The sequence below is a fragment of the Pseudomonas chlororaphis subsp. piscium genome (assembly GCF_003850345.1).
GTDB lineage: Bacteria > Pseudomonadota > Gammaproteobacteria > Pseudomonadales > Pseudomonadaceae > Aquipseudomonas > Aquipseudomonas piscium.
In genome coordinates this window covers 4,547,935-4,566,808 of record NZ_CP027707.1, presented here as the reverse complement: position 1 = coordinate 4,566,808, position 18,874 = coordinate 4,547,935, and the positions used below count along the sequence as shown (strand labels likewise).

General features: G+C 63.2%; 14 protein-coding genes. 6 read left to right on the top strand and 8 right to left on the bottom strand.

The genetic code is table 11. The features are described 5' to 3' along the window. Positions 1 to 8: 8 nt before the first annotated feature. From C4K38_RS20520 to C4K38_RS20510, 3 genes are read right to left on the bottom strand one after another with little or no spacing between them, the layout of a single operon-like run. Positions 9 to 1,616, bottom strand: a complete 1,608-nt coding sequence (locus C4K38_RS20520; protein ID WP_053279933.1) for a carboxyl transferase domain-containing protein — start codon at positions 1,614 to 1,616, stop codon at positions 9 to 11. Then, positions 1,617 to 1,880: a hypothetical protein gene (locus C4K38_RS20515; RefSeq protein ID WP_053279932.1), complete on the bottom strand. Its 264-nt coding sequence runs from the start codon at positions 1,878 to 1,880 to the stop codon at positions 1,617 to 1,619. It abuts the gene before it with no gap. Positions 1,881 to 1,889: 9 nt separating this feature from the next. After that, positions 1,890 to 3,053: an isovaleryl-CoA dehydrogenase gene (locus C4K38_RS20510; RefSeq protein ID WP_053279931.1), complete on the bottom strand. Its 1,164-nt coding sequence runs from the start codon at positions 3,051 to 3,053 to the stop codon at positions 1,890 to 1,892. 225 nt (positions 3,054 to 3,278) lie between these two features. Here C4K38_RS20510 and C4K38_RS20505 point away from each other — a divergent pair, with 225 nt between their 5' ends. After that, positions 3,279 to 4,973 carry an AMP-binding protein gene (locus C4K38_RS20505; RefSeq protein WP_053279930.1) on the top strand — a complete coding sequence of 565 codons (1,695 nt, stop codon included), beginning with the start codon at positions 3,279 to 3,281 and terminating at the stop codon, positions 4,971 to 4,973. A gap of 670 nt (positions 4,974 to 5,643) precedes the next feature. On the opposite strand, the gene C4K38_RS20495 is transcribed toward C4K38_RS20505, so the two are convergent. From C4K38_RS20495 to C4K38_RS20485, 3 genes are all read right to left on the bottom strand, one after another. After that, positions 5,644 to 6,543 (bottom strand): hydroxymethylglutaryl-CoA lyase, encoded by a 900-nt coding sequence (locus C4K38_RS20495; protein WP_053279929.1) that lies wholly within the window; start codon positions 6,541 to 6,543, stop codon positions 5,644 to 5,646. 155 nt (positions 6,544 to 6,698) lie between these two features. After that, positions 6,699 to 7,103: a MerR family transcriptional regulator gene (locus tag C4K38_RS20490; protein ID WP_007929654.1), complete on the bottom strand. Its 405-nt coding sequence runs from the start codon at positions 7,101 to 7,103 to the stop codon at positions 6,699 to 6,701. A gap of 168 nt (positions 7,104 to 7,271) precedes the next feature. Further along, positions 7,272 to 8,198: a LysR family transcriptional regulator gene (locus C4K38_RS20485; protein WP_009044615.1), complete on the bottom strand. Its 927-nt coding sequence runs from the start codon at positions 8,196 to 8,198 to the stop codon at positions 7,272 to 7,274. Between the two features lie 177 nt (positions 8,199 to 8,375). On the opposite strand from C4K38_RS20485, the gene C4K38_RS20480 reads away from it, so the two are divergent. After that, positions 8,376 to 9,605: an acyl-CoA dehydrogenase gene (locus tag C4K38_RS20480; protein ID WP_016701915.1), complete on the top strand. Its 1,230-nt coding sequence runs from the start codon at positions 8,376 to 8,378 to the stop codon at positions 9,603 to 9,605. Positions 9,606 to 9,645: 40 nt separating this feature from the next. On the opposite strand, the gene C4K38_RS20475 is transcribed toward C4K38_RS20480, so the two are convergent. After that, positions 9,646 to 11,028 carry a substrate-binding domain-containing protein gene (locus C4K38_RS20475; protein ID WP_053279928.1) on the bottom strand — a complete coding sequence of 461 codons (1,383 nt, stop codon included), beginning with the start codon at positions 11,026 to 11,028 and terminating at the stop codon, positions 9,646 to 9,648. A gap of 250 nt (positions 11,029 to 11,278) precedes the next feature. On the opposite strand from C4K38_RS20475, the gene C4K38_RS20470 reads away from it, so the two are divergent. Beyond that, positions 11,279 to 11,605 carry a YegP family protein gene (locus C4K38_RS20470; protein WP_053279927.1) on the top strand — a complete coding sequence of 109 codons (327 nt, stop codon included), beginning with the start codon at positions 11,279 to 11,281 and terminating at the stop codon, positions 11,603 to 11,605. Positions 11,606 to 11,661: 56 nt separating this feature from the next. Here the strand turns inward: C4K38_RS20470 and xthA are convergent, their stop codons facing one another. Beyond that, positions 11,662 to 12,474, bottom strand: coding sequence for an exodeoxyribonuclease III (xthA, locus tag C4K38_RS20465; RefSeq protein WP_053279926.1), 813 nt, complete (start codon positions 12,472 to 12,474; stop codon positions 11,662 to 11,664). A 218-nt stretch (positions 12,475 to 12,692) separates the two neighbouring features. Here xthA and C4K38_RS20460 point away from each other — a divergent pair, with 218 nt between their 5' ends. The 3 genes from C4K38_RS20460 to C4K38_RS20450 all read left to right on the top strand — a co-directional run bounded on the left by C4K38_RS20460 (position 12,693) and on the right by C4K38_RS20450 (position 18,805). Then, positions 12,693 to 13,343, top strand: coding sequence for a GNAT family N-acetyltransferase (locus C4K38_RS20460; protein WP_053279925.1), 651 nt, complete (start codon positions 12,693 to 12,695; stop codon positions 13,341 to 13,343). A gap of 63 nt (positions 13,344 to 13,406) precedes the next feature. After that, positions 13,407 to 15,134 carry an autotransporter assembly complex protein TamA gene (locus tag C4K38_RS20455; RefSeq protein ID WP_053279924.1) on the top strand — a complete coding sequence of 576 codons (1,728 nt, stop codon included), beginning with the start codon at positions 13,407 to 13,409 and terminating at the stop codon, positions 15,132 to 15,134. Next, on the top strand, positions 15,131 to 18,805 hold the full coding sequence (locus C4K38_RS20450) for a translocation/assembly module TamB domain-containing protein (RefSeq protein ID WP_053279923.1): 3,675 nt from the start codon (positions 15,131 to 15,133) through the stop codon (positions 18,803 to 18,805). Before C4K38_RS20455 ends, C4K38_RS20450 begins: the two co-directional genes overlap by 4 nt. The last annotated feature ends 69 nt before the right edge of the window (positions 18,806 to 18,874 follow it).

Here is an 18,874-nt window from a genome sequence, read left to right as displayed (position 1 = left end):
GCTCCGGGTCACATGCGGAACACGCCGAAGCGGCTCTGTTCGATAGGGGCGTTGAGGGACGCGGACAAGGCCAGCGCCAGGACGTCGCGGGTCTGCGCCGGGTCGATGACGCCGTCGTCCCACAGCCGGGCGCTGGAGTAATACGGATGGCCCTGATGCTCGTACTGATCGAGGATCGGCTGCTTGATCTCGGCTTCCTGGGCGGCGCTGAATGGCTGCCCGCCACGTTCGGCCTGCTCGCGCTTGACCTGCACCAGCACCCCGGCGGCCTGCTCGGCGCCCATCACGCCAATCCGCGCGTTGGGCCACATCCACAGGAAACGTGGGTCGTAGGCGCGACCGCACATGCCGTAGTTACCGGCGCCGAAGCTGCCGCCGATGATCACCGTGAACTTCGGCACCTTGGCGCAAGCCACCGCGGTCACCAGCTTGGCGCCGTGCTTGGCGATGCCGCCGGCTTCGTATTTCTGCCCGACCATGAAGCCGGTGATGTTCTGCAGGAACAGCAGCGGGATGCCGCGCTGGCAGGCCAGTTCGATAAAGTGCGCGCCTTTCTGCGCGGCCTCGGCGAAGAGGATGCCGTTGTTGGCGAGGATGGCGATCGGGTAGCCATGCAGGTGAGCGAAGCCGCACACCAGGGTGGTGCCGAACAGCGCCTTGAACTCATCGAAGACCGAACCGTCCACCAGACGCGCGATGACTTCGCGGACATCGAAGGGTTGCTTGGCGTCCGCCGGAATCACCCCGTACAGCTCATCGCTGGCATACAGCGGGGCGATCGGCGTGCGTTGCTGCAGCTCGCCCTGCTTGCGCCAGTTGAGGTTGGCGATGCTGCGCCGGGCCAGGGCCAGGGCGTGTTCGTCGCTGTCGGCGTAGTGGTCGGCGACACCGGAGATCTTGCAGTGCACATCGGCGCCGCCGAGGTCTTCGGCACTGACCACTTCGCCGGTGGCGGCCTTCACCAGCGGCGGGCCGGCGAGGAAGATGGTGGCCTGTTCGCGGACCATGATCGCTTCGTCGGCCATGGCCGGCACGTAGGCCCCGCCGGCGGTGCAGGAGCCCATGACCACGGCGATCTGCGGGATGCCCTGGGCGCTCATGTTGGCCTGGTTGAAGAAGATCCGCCCGAAGTGCTCGCGGTCGGGGAACACCTCGTCCTGGCGCGGTAGGTTGGCGCCGCCGGAGTCCACCAGATAGATGCAGGGCAGGCGGTTCTGCTGGGCGATGGTCTGGGCGCGCAGGTGTTTTTTCACGGTCAGCGGGTAGTAGGAGCCGCCTTTCACCGTGGCGTCGTTGGCCACGATCATGCATTCGACGCCTTCCACCCGGCCGATGCCGGCAATCACCCCTGCGGCCGGCACGTCTTCGCCATACACCTCGTACGCTGCCAGTTGGCTGACCTCGAGGAAGGGCGAGCCCGGGTCGAGCAGACGATTGATGCGCTCGCGCGGCAGCAGTTTGCCGCGCGAGGTGTGCCGTTCCTGGGCCTTGGCGCCACCGCCTTGCTGGACCTGGGCGAGCAGGGTATGCAGGGCGTCGACCTGTTTGAGCATCGCTTCACTGTTGGCGACGAACTCCGCCGAACGGGGGTTGAGCTGGGTATGCAGGATAGCCATTCAGGACTCCGGGTCGAGAGTGATTGCGATGCTCTCGGCTTTCGCCGAGTCGAGCCGCTCAGGGTCATAAACGAAGTGAACCCAGTTCGGCGTTTTGGCTTCTCTATTGATCGGCTCATAACCAAGCGTCCGCAATTGCTGTGCAATCTGTCCGCCGACGCGGCGTTGCTCGCTGGTCAAGGAGATCAATGCGACGAAGCCATCCGCAATGAAGTCCTGGACCATCTGTGCGATGGGGAAGGGGGAAGTGCTGTAGACCTTCATGGCGCTTCCTTACTTGGTTTCGTTGAACAGTTCGCGACCGATCAGCATGCGGCGGATTTCGCTGGTGCCGGCGCCGATCTCATACAGCTTGGCGTCGCGCAGCAGGCGGCCGGCGGGGAATTCGTTGATGTAGCCGTTGCCGCCGAGGATCTGGATCGCGTCCAGGGCCATCTGGGTGGCGCGTTCGGCGCTGTAGAGGATTACCCCGGCGGCGTCCTTGCGCGTGGTCTCGCCGCGCTCGCAGGCCTGGGCCACGGCATACAGGTAGGCGCGGCTGGCGTTGAGCTGGGTGTACATGTCGGCGACCTTGCCCTGGATCAGCTGGAACTCGCCGATGCTCTGGCCGAACTGCTTGCGGTCGTGGATGTAGGGCACCACCAGGTCCATGCAGGCCTGCATGATCCCGGTCGGGCCGCCGGAGAGCACCACACGCTCGTAGTCCAGGCCGCTCATCAGTACCTTCACGCCGCCATTGAGGATGCCGAGGATGTTTTCTTCCGGCACTTCCACGTCATCGAAGAACAGTTCGCAGGTGTTCGAGCCGCGCATGCCCAGCTTGTCGAACTTGTTGCTGCGGCTGAAACCTTTCCAGTCGCGCTCGACGATGAATGCGGTAATGCCATGCGGGCCCTTTTCCAGGTCGGTCTTGGCGTAGATCACGTAGGTGTTGGCGTCGGGACCGTTGGTGATCCAGGTCTTGCTGCCGTTGAGCACGTAATGGTCGCCGCGCTTGTCGGCGCGCAGCTTCATCGAGACTACGTCGGAGCCGGCGTTGGGTTCGCTCATGGCCAGGGCGCCGATGTGTTCGCCGCTGATCAGCTTGGGCAGGTACTTGCTTTTCTGTTCGTGGTTGCCATTGCGGTTGATCTGGTTGACGCAGAGGTTGGAGTGGGCGCCGTAGGACAGGGCGACCGAGGCCGAGCCGCGGCTGATTTCTTCCATGGCCACCACGTGGGCCAGGTAACCCAGGCCGGCACCGCCGTATTCTTCCGGCACGGTGATGCCCAAGAGGCCCATGTCGCCGAACTTGCGCCACATGTCGGCGGGGAACAGGTTGTCGACGTCGATCTGTGCCGCCCGTGGCGCCAGCTCGGCCTTGACGAAGGCCTGCACCTGGTCGCGGAGCATGTCGATGGTTTCGCCGAGGGCAAAGTTCAGGGTCGGATAGCTCATGGGGGCACCTTCAAACTTGTTTTTATGTAAGGGAGTCGGGCTGTGGAGAGCGGGTGATCCGGCTCTCACCTTTACGTTAACGTAAGCCTGCGACGGGTGGCTGTCAATCACCCTTTACGTAAACGTCAACTTGCGCCAGAGTAAGGGCGTTTTCGCTGGGGGCCAGGCTCCTTCGCTACATGCCTGGCTCATGCTTACCCACTAATAAAGACAATAGGGGTCATCATGGATCAACTCGCATCCGCGCCGGGGCGCAGCTACACTCGCGGCACGCAGGACAAAGCCTTGCTGGCGCTGACCATCGGTCAGGCGTTCGATCGCACGGTGGCGTCATACCCGCAGGGCGAAGCCCTGGTGGTGCGTCATCAGCAGCTGCGCTACAGCTGGCAGCAGCTGGCCGAAACCGTTGATCTGCATGCCCGGGCGCTGCTGGCCCTGGGGCTCAAGACCGGCGACCGTCTGGGTATCTGGGCCCCCAACTGCGCCCAGTGGTGCATCAGCCAGTTCGCCAGCGCCAAGATCGGCGCGATCCTGGTGAACATCAACCCGGCCTATCGCAGCTCCGAACTGGAATACGTGCTCAAGCAGTCCGGTTGCCAGTGGCTGGTGTGCGCCGGCGCGTTCAAGACCTCCGACTACCACGCCATGCTCCAGGGCCTGGCGCCCGAGCTGGCGCAGCAGTCCATCGGTCAGTTGCAGAGCGAGCGCCTGCCGGATTTGCGCGGCGTGATCAGCCTCGACGCGCAGCCGCCGTCGGGCTTTCTGCCCTGGTCGCAGCTGGCCGACCTGGGGGCCGGCGTCAGCCTCGAAGCGCTGCGCGAACGCCAGGACAGCCTGGACCCCGACCAGGCGGTGAATATCCAGTACACCTCCGGCACCACCGGTTTCCCCAAAGGCGCGACCCTCAGTCACTACAACATCCTCAACAATGGCTATATGGTCGGCGAGAGCCTGGGCCTGGGCCACGAGGATCGCCTGGTGATCCCGGTGCCGCTGTACCACTGCTTCGGCATGGTCATGGGCAACCTGGGCTGCGTGACCCACGGTACCACCATGATCTACCCCAACGATGCCTTCGATCCGCTGCTGACCCTGAGCGCCGTGGCCGAGGAAAGGGCCACCGGGCTGTACGGCGTGCCAACCATGTTCATCGCCATGCTCGACCAGCCACGAAGGGCCGAGTTCAACCTGTCGAGCCTGCGCACCGGGATCATGGCCGGGGCCACCTGTCCGATCGAGGTGATGCGCCGGGTGATCAGCGAGATGCACATGAGTGAAGTGCAGATCGCCTACGGCATGACCGAAACCAGTCCGGTGTCATTGCAGACCGGCCCGGCGGACGACCTTGAACTGCGCGTGACCACGGTCGGCCGCACCCAGCCGCAGCTGGAAAGCAAGATCATCGACGAGGCGGGCAATATCGTGCCGCGCGGCACCATCGGCGAGCTGTGCACCCGCGGCTACAGCGTGATGCTGGGCTACTGGAACAACCCCCAGGGCACGGCCGAAGCCATCGACCAGGCCGGCTGGATGCACACCGGCGACCTGGCGACCATGAACGAGCAGGGTTACGTGTGCATCGCCGGGCGCAACAAGGACATGATCATCCGCGGCGGCGAAAACATTTATCCGCGCGAGCTCGAGGAGTTTTTCTTCACCCATCCGGCGGTGGCCGATGTGCAGGTGATTGGCATTCCGTGCTCGAAATACGGCGAAGAGATTGTCGCCTGGATCAAGTTCCACCCTGGCCACACGGCCAGCGAGGAGGAGCTGCAGGCCTGGTGCAAGGCGCGTATCGCCCATTTCAAGACGCCGCGTTACTTCAAGTTCGTCGAGGAGTTTCCGATGACCGTCACCGGCAAGATCCAGAAGTTCAGGATGCGCGAGATCAGTGTCGAGGAGTTGCGCGGGCGTTCCTGAGCCCATTCCAGCAGGCTCCCGCAAGGTTGCGATACCTGCGGGGGCGGCTCGCGGTAGCACTCAAAAGGTCGCAGCCGGGGGCAGGAGAGGGGAAGAAAACAGGAAGGCCGGAAAGCACAAAGGGGAGCCGAAGCTCCCCTTTAATTTTTGTCGTTGCGTGCTCTTTTTTTATTATTGAGGGGCGGTCTGTTGTTGTTTTTGGCAACCGTTACCCTTTACCGCTGTTTTTGGCGATCCCCATCCGGGATCAAGAGCAAACGTATTTTTTTGAGCGCTGATCTATTTTCTCGCCGCAGCGACCAACCAGTTCGGGAGCTACCTTGGGGTAGTTTTATTGTTCTCTGCCCGGTTGCGGGTGGCTCTTATTGTTAAAGACACCCTGGAAAACACATCCTCTCCAAAAAAATCTGTTAGCTGCGTCTCTGCCGTGTTGTTTTTGTTATGTCAGAGTCGTTTCGTCTTATTTTTATTAGCTTTGCTGCTTTTTATTCTTGTTATGGCAGAGATATAGCAGAAGCCGTGCCAACTTTTTAAAGCCCTTTAAAATCAACAGCTTGATAAAAATGGCATTTCATCTGTACCGCTAGAAAATCGACAAACTGTTTCCGTGTTACCCGTTTCGAGCGTGCGCCAGAGCGGCCGGTAACACCCTGAAACAGGCAACCCCCCCTCAACCTGGGTAACGGGCCTTGGCGACGCGCGAGCCGGTGGGGCGCCCCAGCACGGAGCAGATCTGCTGGCCGGCGAGGATCAGGCGCTCCATGTCGATACCGGTTTCGATGCCCAGCCCATTGAGCAGGTACAGCACGTCCTCGCTGGCGACGTTACCGCTGGCGCCCTTGGCGTAGGGGCAGCCGCCGAGCCCGGCGATGGAGCTGTCGAACACTGCGATGCCTTCCAGCAGGCTGGCGTAGATATTGGCCAGGGCCTGGCCATAGGTGTCGTGGAAGTGCCCGGCGAGCTTGTCCAGCGGAACGTGGGCGGACACCACCTCGAACATGCGGCGGGTAGCGCCGGCGGTGCCGGTGCCAATGGTGTCGCCCAGGGACACCTCGTAGCAGCCCATGCTGTACAGCTCGCGAGCGACCACGGCGACCTGTTCCGGCGCTACCTCGCCTTCGTAAGGGCAACCCAGCACACAGGACACGTAACCGCGCACGGTAACGCCATGCTGTTTCGCCGCCTCCATGATCGGCACGAAGCGTTCCAGGCTTTCGCTGATGGAGCAGTTGATGTTGCGCTGGGAGAAGGCCTCGGAGGCGGCGGCGAACACCGCGACTTCCTTGACCCCGGCGGCCAGGGCATCTTCGAAACCGCGCAGGTTCGGGGCGAGGGCTCCGTAGGTCACCCCCGGCTTGCGCTGGATCTGCGCGAACACCTCGGCGGACCCGGCCATCTGCGGCACCCATTTGGGTGAGACGAAACTGCCGACTTCTATATAGCCAAGCCCGGCCGCGCTCAGGGCGTCCACCAGTTGCACCTTGTCGGCGACGCTGATGGGCTGGGCTTCGTTCTGCAAACCGTCGCGAGGACCGACTTCGACCAGGCGCACATGGGTGGGGAGGGACATGAGAGCTTTACCTATATTAAGTGGGCACTAATGTAGCCGCTGCCGCAGGCTGCGATCGTCGGCGAAGTCGACGCAAAACCAGGCGCTACGGTCTGTCTGGCAGATTATCTGTGTTACTGGTGCGGCCGCTTTGCGGGCGACCGCAATCGGGGTGGTTACTGCACGGCGCTTTTCTGATTCTGGATGGTCTGCTCCAGCGCCTGGGTGCAGCGCTCTTCCGCGGTGTCCAGTTCCAGCTTCATCTGTTCGATGTCCAGCAACTGCTGCTCCAGCTGTTCGCGGCGCTCGGCGATTTTCGCCAGCATGCTGTGCAACTGCTTCAGGTTGCCGCTGCTGGGGTCGTAGAGTTCGATCAGCTCGCGGCATTCGGCCAGGGAGAAGCCGATGCGCTTGCCGCGCAGGATCAGCTTCAGGCTGACCTTGTCCCGTGGCGAGTAGATGCGTTCCTGGCCACGACGTTCGGGGGCGAGCAGGCCTTGTTCCTCATAAAAGCGGATGGCCCGGGTGGTGATGTCGAGCTCGCGGGCGAGGTCGGAAATGCTGTAGGTCTGGCTGCTCATGGGGGCACTCGAAAAAGGTCTTGGCGTTAAGCTAATTCGAGGTTGACGTATACGTCAAGCAAGATGCAACCCTATCCGCAGGCACGAGGCTTGCCCGCGATGGATACGCTGAGGTTTCCCTGAACCACCACGTTCTCCCTTATCGCGGGCAAGCCTCGCTCCTACAGATTACTTCTCGAGTTTCTTCTCGTGGGCCGTCACCTGCTGGCACAGCTCGATCATCTGCTCGCGCATCCAGCGGTTGGCCGGGTCCTGGTCGGTGCTTTCGTGCCAGTAGAGGTGGGTTTCCAGCGGCGGCACGTCGTTGACCGGCAGGTTGAACGCCTGCAAGTCGTGGCGCCGAGCGAAGCGCTCGGGCACGGTCATGACCATGTCGGTCTGTTGCAGCACTTGCGAGGCCATCAGGTAATGCTGGGAGCGCAGGGCGATCTTGCGCTGGATGCCCATCTTGCCCAGGGCCAGGTCGACGTAGCCCAGGCCGCTGCGGCGGCTGGAGATGTGGATATGGGTCAGCGACAGGTAGTCGTCGAGGCTGAGTTTTTCCTTGTTCGCCAGCGGGTGGCTCTTGCGCATGGCGCAGACATAGCGGTCTTCCATCAGCTTGACGTGGCGGACCTGCGGGTCGGTGTTGAGCGGGGCATCGACGGCGAAATCCAGGCGGCCGGCGGCCAGTTCCTTGGTGGTTTCCCGACGCTTGGACAGGAAACTCTCGATGATCACCGTGGGGGCCAGGCGCCGCAGGCGCTGGAACAGCGGCGGCAGGATCACCGCCTCGGTCAGGTCGGTCATGCTGATGCGGTAGGTCTTGACCGCCTGCAAGGGGTTGAAGATGCGGCTTTCCTGCACCGATACCCGCAGCAGCGACAGGGCGTTGCGCACCGGGCCGATGATGTTCTGCGCCATGGGCGTGGGCACCATGCCCTGGGCGGTCCGCACGAAGAGCGGATCGTTGAAGGTTTCGCGCAGGCGGGCCAGGGCGTTGGAGACAGCGGGCTGAGTGATGCCGACGATCTGCCCGGCGCGGGTCAGGTTGGCTTCGGTGTAGATCGCGTCGAAGACGATGAAAAGGTTGAGGTCGACCTTGCTCAGATTCATTGCGCTGCACTCTTATTGTTAGGGCCGGGAGGGATGGACTGATGGCCTGCACGATCAGTCAATCATATATCGGTGATGAATGTTAATACACGCCGAGAATAGGCTAGGTAAATTTTCGTAAGCTGTTCTAGCATCGGTTCCATGCCCTCAACCACCTTGCCAAGAAGGTAGCTGCCCATGGATTTCGCCTATTCACCCAAGGTTCAGGAACTGCGTGAACGCGTGACCGCGTTCATGGACACTTATGTCTATCCGGCTGAAGCGGTGTTCGAACGCCAGGTCGCCGAAGGCGATCGCTGGCAGCCGACGGCGATCATGGAAGAGCTCAAACTCAAGGCCAAGGCCGAGGGGTTGTGGAACCTGTTCTTGCCCGAGTCGGAACTCGGCGCCGGCCTGACCAACCTCGAATACGCGCCGCTGGCGGAAATCATGGGCCGCTCCCTGCTGGGGCCGGAACCCTTCAACTGCTCGGCACCGGACACCGGCAACATGGAAGTGCTGGTGCGCTACGCCAATGAAGAGCAGAAGCAACGCTGGCTGGAGCCGCTGCTGCGCGGCGAGATCCGTTCCGCCTTCGCCATGACCGAGCCGGACGTGGCGTCGTCCGACGCCACCAACATGGCCGCCCGCGCCGTGCGCGATGGCGACGAATGGGTGATCAACGGCAAGAAGTGGTGGACTTCGGGCGCTTGCGATCCGCGCTGCAAGATCCTGATCTTCATGGGCCTGAGCAACCCGGACGCACCGCGCCACCAGCAGCATTCGATGATCCTGGTGCCGGTCGACACCCCCGGGGTGAAGATTGTCCGGCCGCTGCCGGTGTTCGGTTATGACGACGCGCCCCACGGCCATGCCGAAGTGCTGTTCGACAACGTGCGGGTGCCGTACGAGAACGTGCTGCTGGGCGAGGGCCGTGGTTTCGAGATCGCCCAGGGTCGCCTTGGCCCGGGCCGGATCCACCACTGCATGCGTTCGATCGGTATGGCCGAGCGTGCGCTGGAATTGATGTGCAAGCGTTCGGTGAGCCGCACCGCGTTCGGCAAACCGTTGGCGCGCCTGGGCGGCAACGTCGACAAGATCGCCGACTCGCGGATGGAGATCGACATGGCGCGCCTGTTGACCCTGAAGGCGGCGTACATGATGGACACCGTCGGCAACAAGGTGGCGAAAAGCGAAATCGCCCAGATCAAGGTGGTGGCGCCGAACGTGGCCTTGAAGGTGATCGACCGGGCCATCCAGATTCATGGCGGGGCCGGGGTGTCCAACGATTTCCCGTTGGCCTACATGTACGCCATGCAGCGCACCCTGCGCTTGGCCGACGGTCCGGACGAAGTGCACCGCGCGGCCATCGGTAAGTTTGAAATCGGCAAGTACGTGCCCAAGGAAATGCTGCGTAGCGGGCACTGAAAGCGATCGCGGGCAAGTCGGATCGCCGATTTTCCTTCCCTCAATACACCCAGACCTCCACCCGCCGATTCTTGATCCGCCCCTCGTCCGCGGTATTGGCCGCGACCGGCATCTGCGCGCCAAAACCGCGAATCTCGCGCAGCACCACACCGTTTCTCACCAGCTCCCGGCGCACGGTCATGGCTCTCAGCTTGGACAGCAATGCCGCGCGCGCCGGATCGTTCTTGGCATCGCCGAAGCCGACCAGGGTCACACGGTTGTTCAGCTTGTCGTGCCGCTTGAGAAAATCCAGGACCCGCGCCAGATCCTGGCGTGCCTTGTTGTCGAGGGTGGCGCTGCCTTCCTCGAAGCGGAAGTTCACGGTCAAGCGCTGCGCCTGCCGAGCGATGGCCTGGTAACCCTCGGGCATCTGCGGGGCGGGGGCGACGCTCATGGCCAGCACCGTCTGGGCGATAAAGCCGTTGGCCGCGACTATGGCCTGGCCTCTGGCGCTTTGGGCGAAACGCACCAGGGCGCGGGCCCAGGGGTTTTGCTGATCGGGCGGCAGGTAGAAGTACAGGCGCCGGGACAGCGGGTAGTCCTCGGTGGCGATCAGGCTGTCGAGGGGCAACATCGGTTGCGAGCCGCCGTCGACGAGCGCCACGGCCTTGGCCTGGCGTACATAAGGCAGGCCGATAAAACCGATGCCCTGGGGATCGTGGCTGACCGCGTCGGAGAGTTGCTCGCTGGACTCGAAGCGTTTCGCCGTGGCGCTCAGGTTCTTGCCACGGTGGGCCAGCACCAGCTCCTTGAAGGTGTCGTAGGTGCCGGACCGGTCATCTCGGGTGTACAGGTGAATGGCGCCGCCGACGCCGCCCAGTTCTTCCCAGGTATTCACCTCCCCGCTGAATACCCGCGCCAGTTGCTCGGTGTCCAGCCGCGCCAGCGGGTTTTGCGGGTGGAGGATGATGGCCAGGCCGTCGATGGCGATCACTTGTTCGGCGTCGGGGTCTTTCAGGTCGCCGAGGGCTTCCAGTTCCACCAGTTCGCTGTCCTTGATCGGTCGTGATGCGGCGGCGAGGTCGGCGCTGGCGTTCTTCAGCGCGGCAAAGCCGGTACTGGAACCATGGGCGGCGATCTCGACGAGAACGCGCCGGCCCTGGGCATCCTGGCCTGTCACCCGACGCTCGTTGTCTTTGCCCGCCGCCTCGATCCGGATGTCGAGCAAACCCTGTTCTTGCATCAGGCCCTTGACCAGGGCCGGACCCAGCGCGGCGCCGATGGTGTTGGAGCCCTGGATGCGCAGCACCGGCTGGTTGTCGCCGGCCAGGGGCAGGGCGGCGAACACCGACCAGGGTAGGGCGTAGCAGACGAAGCCGACCAGCAGCAGGCAGAGGGTGCGGCACCAGAGGTCCCGTTCACTGACGGTGGAAACGCGTGACATGCGGCGATGGCCTTCTATGGCGGGAGCGAGTGCGGCGAGATTAAGTCAGGGAGGTGACGGGGATGTGACAGTTGATGAGGGTAACCAGAGCCTTCCCATGGCTTTTCAGAATGCTCTTAAAGACCCGGCTCGGCGGGCTCAGTAGAGTTGAAAACTTTGTCTGGAGGGGAATTGGCGCACGCCGACTCTCGTCGTCACCAGGCGTCGATGCAGCCCTGGCTGCAATTTGCTTGTGTCAAAGGAGTATGAAATGAGTGGCTGGTTCGAGCTGAAGCAATATGGCAGCGGAGGTTTCAGGTTCTTGCTGAAGTCCAAGGACGCGCAGACCATGCTTCAAAGCGACCGTTACCCTTGTCGTGAGAGTGTCGAGGCAGCCATCGCGCTGTTCCGCAAGCACTGCACGTCCCCGGGTAGTTACGAAAAGAAGATCGCCCCTGGTGGCAAATCCTACTTCAATCTCAAGGCCGGCAAGGAGGTGATCCTGGTCAGCCATTTGTATGACTCGGAGCCGACCCGTGAGTCCGCCATCGAGGCCATCATGCGGGTCGGCACCAGCACTCGGGTCGAGCTGTGTTGAGACGCTGAAGCAATAAAAAAAGCCCATCGCAGGATGGGCTTTTTTGTGCCTGGCGATCAGCTCAGTTCGAGCCAGATCGGTGCGTGGTCGGAAGGTTTCTCCATGCCACGCAGGTCGTAGTCGACCCCGGCATCCTTGATCCGTGGCAGCAGGCCGCGGGAGGCCATGATCAGGTCGATGCGCAGGCCGCGCTTGGGCTCGTCCTCGAAGCCGCGGCTGCGGTAGTCGAACCAGCTGAATCGATCGGCCACCTCTGGGTTGAGGTGACGGAAACTGTCCACCAGGCCCCAGTTCTTCAGGCGGGCCATCCACTCGCGTTCTTCTGGCAGGAAGCTGCACTTGCCGGTTTTCAGCCAGCGTTTCATGCTGTCCGGGCCGATGCCGATGTCGCAGTCTTCCGGGGAAATGTTCACGTCGCCCATGACCACCAGCGGCTGCTCGTTGCTGAAACGGGTTTCCAGCAGGTGCTGCAGGTCGCTGTAGAAACGCTGCTTGGCCGGGAACTTGGTGGGGTGGTCGCGGCTTTCGCCCTGGGGGAAGTAGCCGTTCATGATGGTCACCGGGGTGCCATCGACGTCGGCGAAGGTGCCCCAGATAAAACGCCGCTGGGCATCTTCCTCGTCACCCTCGAAGCCCTTGTACAGCGCCAGCGGCGCCTGACGCGAGAGCAGGGCGACACCGTAGTGGCCTTTCTGCCCGTGGAAATGCACGTGATAACCCAGTGCCTGGACTTCGGCCAGGGGGAACTGGTCGTCCGATACCTTGGTTTCCTGCAGGCCGATGACGTCCGGTTGATGCTTTTCGATCAGCGCCGCCAACTGATGGGGGCGGGCACGCAGCCCGTTGATGTTGAACGAGACGATCTTCATGGTCGGCGGTCCTGGCAAAACTGCGATGCTAGCCGACAAGTCGCCCGGCGGCCAGCGTGGCGGCAGGAAGGATGCGCTGCTAAGGTCCATGAGCAGCGCGCAGTGGAACGATTGCGGGCCTGCAAGGCTCGTAGCTATGAGCACACCAAGAACTGGCACAAGTTTGCCGTCATCCAGCGCGGCCACTTCAAGCCGGGCCCAGGGGGAGACCAATCGCCATGCCTGAAACCTCGACTGCCATCGCCGACATTCATATGCTCGACAGCGGCTATGCCCGCGAAGCCCGTTCCCTGCTGTATCAGGCTTATCGTCACGAGCCGACCTTCGCCTATCTGTTCGAGTCCGAACGCCCGGGTTACGAACAACGGGTGCGGGCCACGGTGCGTGAACTGGTCAAGCAGCACTTCATTCAGGACCTGCCGGCCATCGGCCTGCTGGTCAACGACCGGTTGATCGGTATCGCCCTGATCGCGCCGCCCCAGCGTCGCCTGGGCATTACCGAGAGCTGGGCCTGGCGCCTGCGCATGGTGCTCAGTACCGGTTTCCGCTGTACCCGGCGCTACCTGGACTATCACGCGGCGGTGCTGGGTTGCCTGCCCAGCGATGCGGTGCATGTGCTGCCGCTGCTGGGAATTCATCCGCAGTTCCAGGGCAAGCATTTCGGTGAGCAATTGCTGCAGGCGGTGCACAACTGGTGCGCGGTGGACGAACATTCCCAGGGCGTGGTGCTGGACACCGGCAACCCGCGTTACCTGGCGTTCTATGAGCGCCAGGGTTACGAAGAGATTGGCGAGATCGCCGTCGGCCCGGTCCGCGAGCACATTTTCTTTCACGCCAACCCGCAGGTTCTGCAAAGCGCGACCGGCTGAATAGAACTTTCCTCACATTTGTGCGCTCTATCAGGCTCCCAGCTCGTGATAGCATTCGCGCCTATGAAGTTTTCAGGAAGATTCACCAGCAGCTTGTTGCTGCTGTTCACAAGCTGTGCGGCACTGGCGCAAAGCGAATTGGACGTCAGGGTCAAACCCTCTAACGATGAACTCAAGGCCAATGTGGAGGGCTACATTGGCGGGGTCGGCGATCGCGACGAGGAGGCTCTGCTGCGTTTCAGCCGTGGCGCCGAGGAGCAGGCCCGCAAGGCCGCCCAGGCCCTGGGCTACTACCAGCCGCAGATCAGCAGCGAAGTCAAAGGCGGCGAAAAGCCGCGCTTGGTGCTGAATATCGATCCTGGCGAGCCGGTGCATCTGCGCAATGTCACCATCCGGCTCGACGGCCCGGCGGCCTCCCTCAAGGGTTTTCGTGTGCCCAGGAGCGATCAGCTGAAAAGCGGCGCGGTCCTCAATCACGGTCATTACGAAGACGCCAAGCGGTTGATCCAGAACCAGGCGTCGCGCTACGGCTTTTTCAGCGGGCGTTTCACCCGGCAGAAGCTGGCCGTGGACCCCCAGGCTGGGGTGGCGGATATCGAGCTGGTCTACGAAAGCGGTCCGCGTTACGCCCTGGGCAAGGTCAGTTTTGCCGGCGACACGCCGTTCGACGAAGACCTGCTGCAACGCATGGTGCCGTTCAAGGCCGGTACTCCCTACGACTCCGAACTGATCGCCGAGCTTAACCAGGCGCTGCAATCGAGCGGTTACTTCGAAGGCGTGCGGGTCGACGCGGCACCGACCGCGGCCGCCGCCGAGGTGATTCCGGTGGCGGTCCAGCTGGAAACGCGCAAACCGCGCACCATGGGCCTGGGCCTGGGTTTCTCCACCGACGTCGGGCCACGGGCCAAGGCCAACTGGACCCGGCACTGGGTCAACGCCCAGGGCCACAGCTATGGCTGGGAAACGGAAGTCTCCGCGCCGCGGCAGAACGTCGGCCTGTTCTACGACATACCGCTGGACCCGCCGTTGACCGACAAGCTGCGTTTTGCCGGTGGCTATCAGAACGAAGAGATCGCCAATACCGACACCCTGAGCAAGTTGCTCACCCTCGGCCCCGAGTGGCACAGCAAGTTGCCCAGCGGCTGGCAGCGGGTCATCTCGCTGAAGTGGCAGCGCGAGGAATACCGGCTCGGCGACGATTCGGGCCTGAGTAACCTGTTGATGCCCGGCGTCAGCTATTCCTACCTGCGCAGCGATAACCGCATCGATCCGCACAACGGCTATCGCCTGCAATTCGATAGCAAGGTGGCCAAGGAAGGGTTGGGCTCGGACACCAACCTTCTGTATGGCACCGTGCTGCTCAAGGGCCTGACCACGGTGTGGGACAACCATCGGTTTCTCGGCCGGGTGCAGTTCGGCGGCAGCGCCACCAACGGTTACAAGAAGGTGCCGCCGTCCCTGCGCTTTTTCGCCGGTGGCGACCAGAGCGTGCGCGGTTACAACTACCAGAGCCTGTCGCCGGAGAACTCCGACGGCGACCGGATCGGCGGGCGCTACATGGTGGCCGGCAGTGTCGAGTACCAGTACTCCATCGCGGAGAAATGGCGCCTGGCGACCTTTGTCGATCAGGGCAATTCCTTCGACAAACTTGAACTGCCGAACCTCAAGACCGGGGTCGGTGTCGGTGTGCGCTGGGTGTCCCCGGTGGGGCCGATCCGCCTCGACCTGGCCCATGCGCTGGACGATGACGGCGGCATTCGCTTGCACTTTTCCATGGGGCCAGAGCTGTGAAGCGTGGTTTGAAGATTGCGCTACTGGTGCTGCTTGCGCTGGTGGCGGTGCTGGTACTGGCGCTGGCTTCGATACTCGGCACCCAGGCCGGCAGTCGCTGGGCCCTGGGCCTGGTGCCGGGTTTGACGGTGGAGAACTTCGCCGGCCGCCTGGGCGGGCAGTGGAGCGCCGATCATCTGTTGTGGCAGCAGGACAGCAGCCGGGTCGAACTCCAGGCGCCGAAATTCGCCTGGTCGCCGGCGTGCCTGATGCGCATGACCCTGTGCATCGAGCAACTGGACGTGGAGCAGGTCAGCCTGCAATTCCCGCCGGGTGCGGAAGAAGAGAGCAGCGGCCCGATCAGCCTGCCGGATCTGCAGCTGCCCCTGGCTATCGAACTGGGGCAGGTGCGGGTTGGCAGCCTGCACTTCAATGGCAGCGAGGAGCTCAAGGGCCTGCAACTGGCGGCGCAGTGGACGGCCAAGGGCCTGCAGATCGACTCGGTGAGCCTGCAGCGCGACGACCTCAGCCTCAATCTTTCGGGTTTGTTGTCGCCCAGTGGCGACTGGCCATTGAGCGCCACCGGTACCCTGACCCTGCGGGCGCCCGGCAGCGAACCCTGGGCGCTGGCGCTGAAGGTCGATGGCGACCTGTTGAAGACCCTGAGGCTTGCGGCCGACAGCAGCGGTTATCTGCAAGGCCAATTGAGCGGTGAGCTGCAACCTTTGGTGGAGAACCTGCCGGCCCAGGTACGGATCACCGCCGATGGCTTCAAGGCCAGCGCCGACCTGCCCGACACCCTGATGCTCAATCAGCTGGAGCTGACCGGCAAAGGTGACCTCAAGGCGGGTTACCAACTGCTGGGCAAGGCCACCCTGCCGGCCGAGCAGGGGCCGGTGGCACTGGCGCTGCAAGGCAAGGTCGACGCCAAGGGGGCGCAGATCGCCGCGCTGGACCTGACCGCCAACGACAAGCAAAACCTCAAGCTGACGGGCCAACTGGACTGGAGCCAGGGCCTGAATGCCGAAGCCAAGCTCGACTGGCTGGATTTCCCCTGGCATCGCCTGTACCCGCTGATCGAAGAACCCGCGGTGGCGGTGCGCCGTTTCAATGCTGAAATCGCCTACCGCGATGGCAACTACCTGGGCAATTTCAAGGGCGACCTCGATGGCCCGGCGGGGGCGTTCAGCCTCAGCAGCCCGTTCAGTGGCGACCTGACAAAAATCTTCCTGCCCCAGTTCAAGCTGGCGGCCGGCCAGGGCAAGGCCGAAGGCCACCTGAACCTGCAATTCGCCGATGGCATCGCCTGGGATACCGCCCTGGACCTGTCGGCGATCAACCCGGCGTACTGGGTCGCCGAGCTGCCGGGCACCTTGGCCGGGCCGCTGCGCAGCCAGGGTGAGATGAAGAATGAGCAACTCAAGCTCAACGCCGACCTCGACCTCAAGGGCAAGTTGCGCGGCCAGCCCGTGGTGCTGCAGGCCAAGGCCGATGGCGCAGGCGAGCAATGGAACCTGAGCGCGCTGGACATCCGCCTGGGCGACAACCGCATCAATGGTTCCGGCCGCCTGCAACAACGCTTGGCCGGGCAGCTCGATATCAAGCTGCCACGTCTTGGCCAGCTGTGGCCCGAGCTGCGTGGCCAGCTCAACGGCCGCCTCGATGTGGCCGGCATCCTGAAGGCGCCGCAGGGCAAGCTCGACCTGCAAGGCCAGCAACTGGTGTTCGCCGACAATCGCCTGCAGAGCCTCAAGCTCGATGCCAACCTGGACAGCGCGCAACGGGCGCGGATCGACCTCAAGGGGGGCGGCATCCAGGTCGGTGAAACCTCGCTGGGGACGCTGACGGCCAGCGGCCAGGGCGATATCAAGAACCAGAAACTGCAACTGGACCTGCAAGGCCCGCAGCTCAAACTGGCGCTGGGCCTGGACGGCAAGCTGGACCAGGGCAACTGGCGCGGCCGCCTGGCCAGCGGCGATATCCAGACCGGTGGCCAGGACTGGAGGTTGCAAGCTCCGGCGAAGCTCGAATACCTGGCCGACGGCAAGCTCAACTTCGGCGCCCATTGCTGGGCCAGCGGCGATGCCAGCCTGTGTGGCGAGGATCAGCGGCTGATGCCCGAGCCCAAGTTGCGTTACCACCTCAAGCAGTTCCCGATCGACAGCCTCGCGCAGTGGTTGCCCAAGGACTTCGCCTGGAAGGGCCGGCTCAACGCCGATATCAAGCTGGACGTACCGGCTGGTGGCCCGCAAGGGCGGATCCTGCTGGACGCCAGCGGCGGCACCTTACGGGTCAAGGAAAAGCAGCAGTGGCTGGACTTCCCGTATCAGACGCTGAAAATCGACACCACCCTCAACCCCAAGCGTATCGATACGCAGCTGGCGTTCAGCGGCGGCAAGCTCGGTGAACTGATGCTGCAGGCGCAGATCAATCCGTTGCCGAAAAACAAGCCGCTGTCCGGCGAGTTCCGCCTCAGCGGCCTGGACCTGGCGGTGGCGCGGCCGTTCGTGCCGATGGTCGAAAAGCTCGCCGGCACCCTGAACGGCAGTGGGCGCATCTCCGGTGGTCTGCTGGCGCCGCAGGTCAATGGCAACCTGGCCCTCAGCGGTGGTGAAGTCTCCGGCCCTGAATTGCCCATCAGCCTCCAGGACCTGCAATTGCAGGCACTGATCTCTGGTGAAAGCGTGCAATTGAACGGCGGTTGGAAGAGCGGCAAAGCCGGGCAGGGCAGCCTGAACGGCAATATCGCCTGGGGCCAGGCGCTGGTGGTGGACCTGAGCCTCAAGGGCTCGCAGCTGCCGGTCACCGTCGAGCCCTATGCGGTGCTGGACGTGGCGCCGGACCTGAAGATCTCGATGAAGGACGACAAGCTGGCGATCGCTGGCAAGGTCCAGGTGCCCAAGGGCGAAATCACCGTTCGGGAGTTGCCGCCGTCGACGGTCAAGGTGTCGGACGACACCGTGATCATCGGCCACCAGACCGAGGAGGGCAAAGCACCGATGGCCATGGCGATGGACATCGACGTGGTGGTTGGCGAGGACAAGCTCAGCTTCACCGGTTTCGGCCTGACCGCCAACCTGCAAGGCCATGTACACATCGGCGACAACATGGACACCCGTGGCGAGCTGTGGCTCAACGACGGTCGCTACCGGGCCTATGGCCAGCGCCTGACCGTGCGCCGGGCACGCCTGCTGTTCGCCGGGCCGATCGACCAGCCGTACCTGGACATCGAGGCGATCCGCCAGACCGATGACGTGATCGCCGGTATCCGCCTCAGTGGCAGCGCCGAACAGCCGACCACGCAGATCTTCTCGGAGCCGGCCATGAGCCAGGAGCAGGCCTTGTCCTACCTGGTGCTCGGGCGTCCCTTGAGCACCACCGGCGAGGACAACAACATGCTGGCGCAAGCCGCCCTGGGCCTTGGCCTGATGGGCAGCTCGAACATCACCGGCGGGCTGGCCAAGGACCTGGGGATCGACGACTTCCAGCTCGACACCCAGGGCAGCGGCAACACCACCAGCGTAGTGGCCAGCGGCAATATCTCCGAACGCCTCAGCCTGCGTTACGGGGTGGGGGTCTTCGAGCCGGCCAACACCATCGCCCTGCGCTACAAGCTGAGCAAAAAGGTCTACCTGGAAGCGGCCAGCGGCGTCGCCAGCTCGCTGGATATTTTCTACAAGCGCGACTTCTGATAGCCGTAGGCAATCCAGTCCCCTTTGGCGAGGGGACTGGCTACCACCAAGCAGCAACCCTCCAGCCGG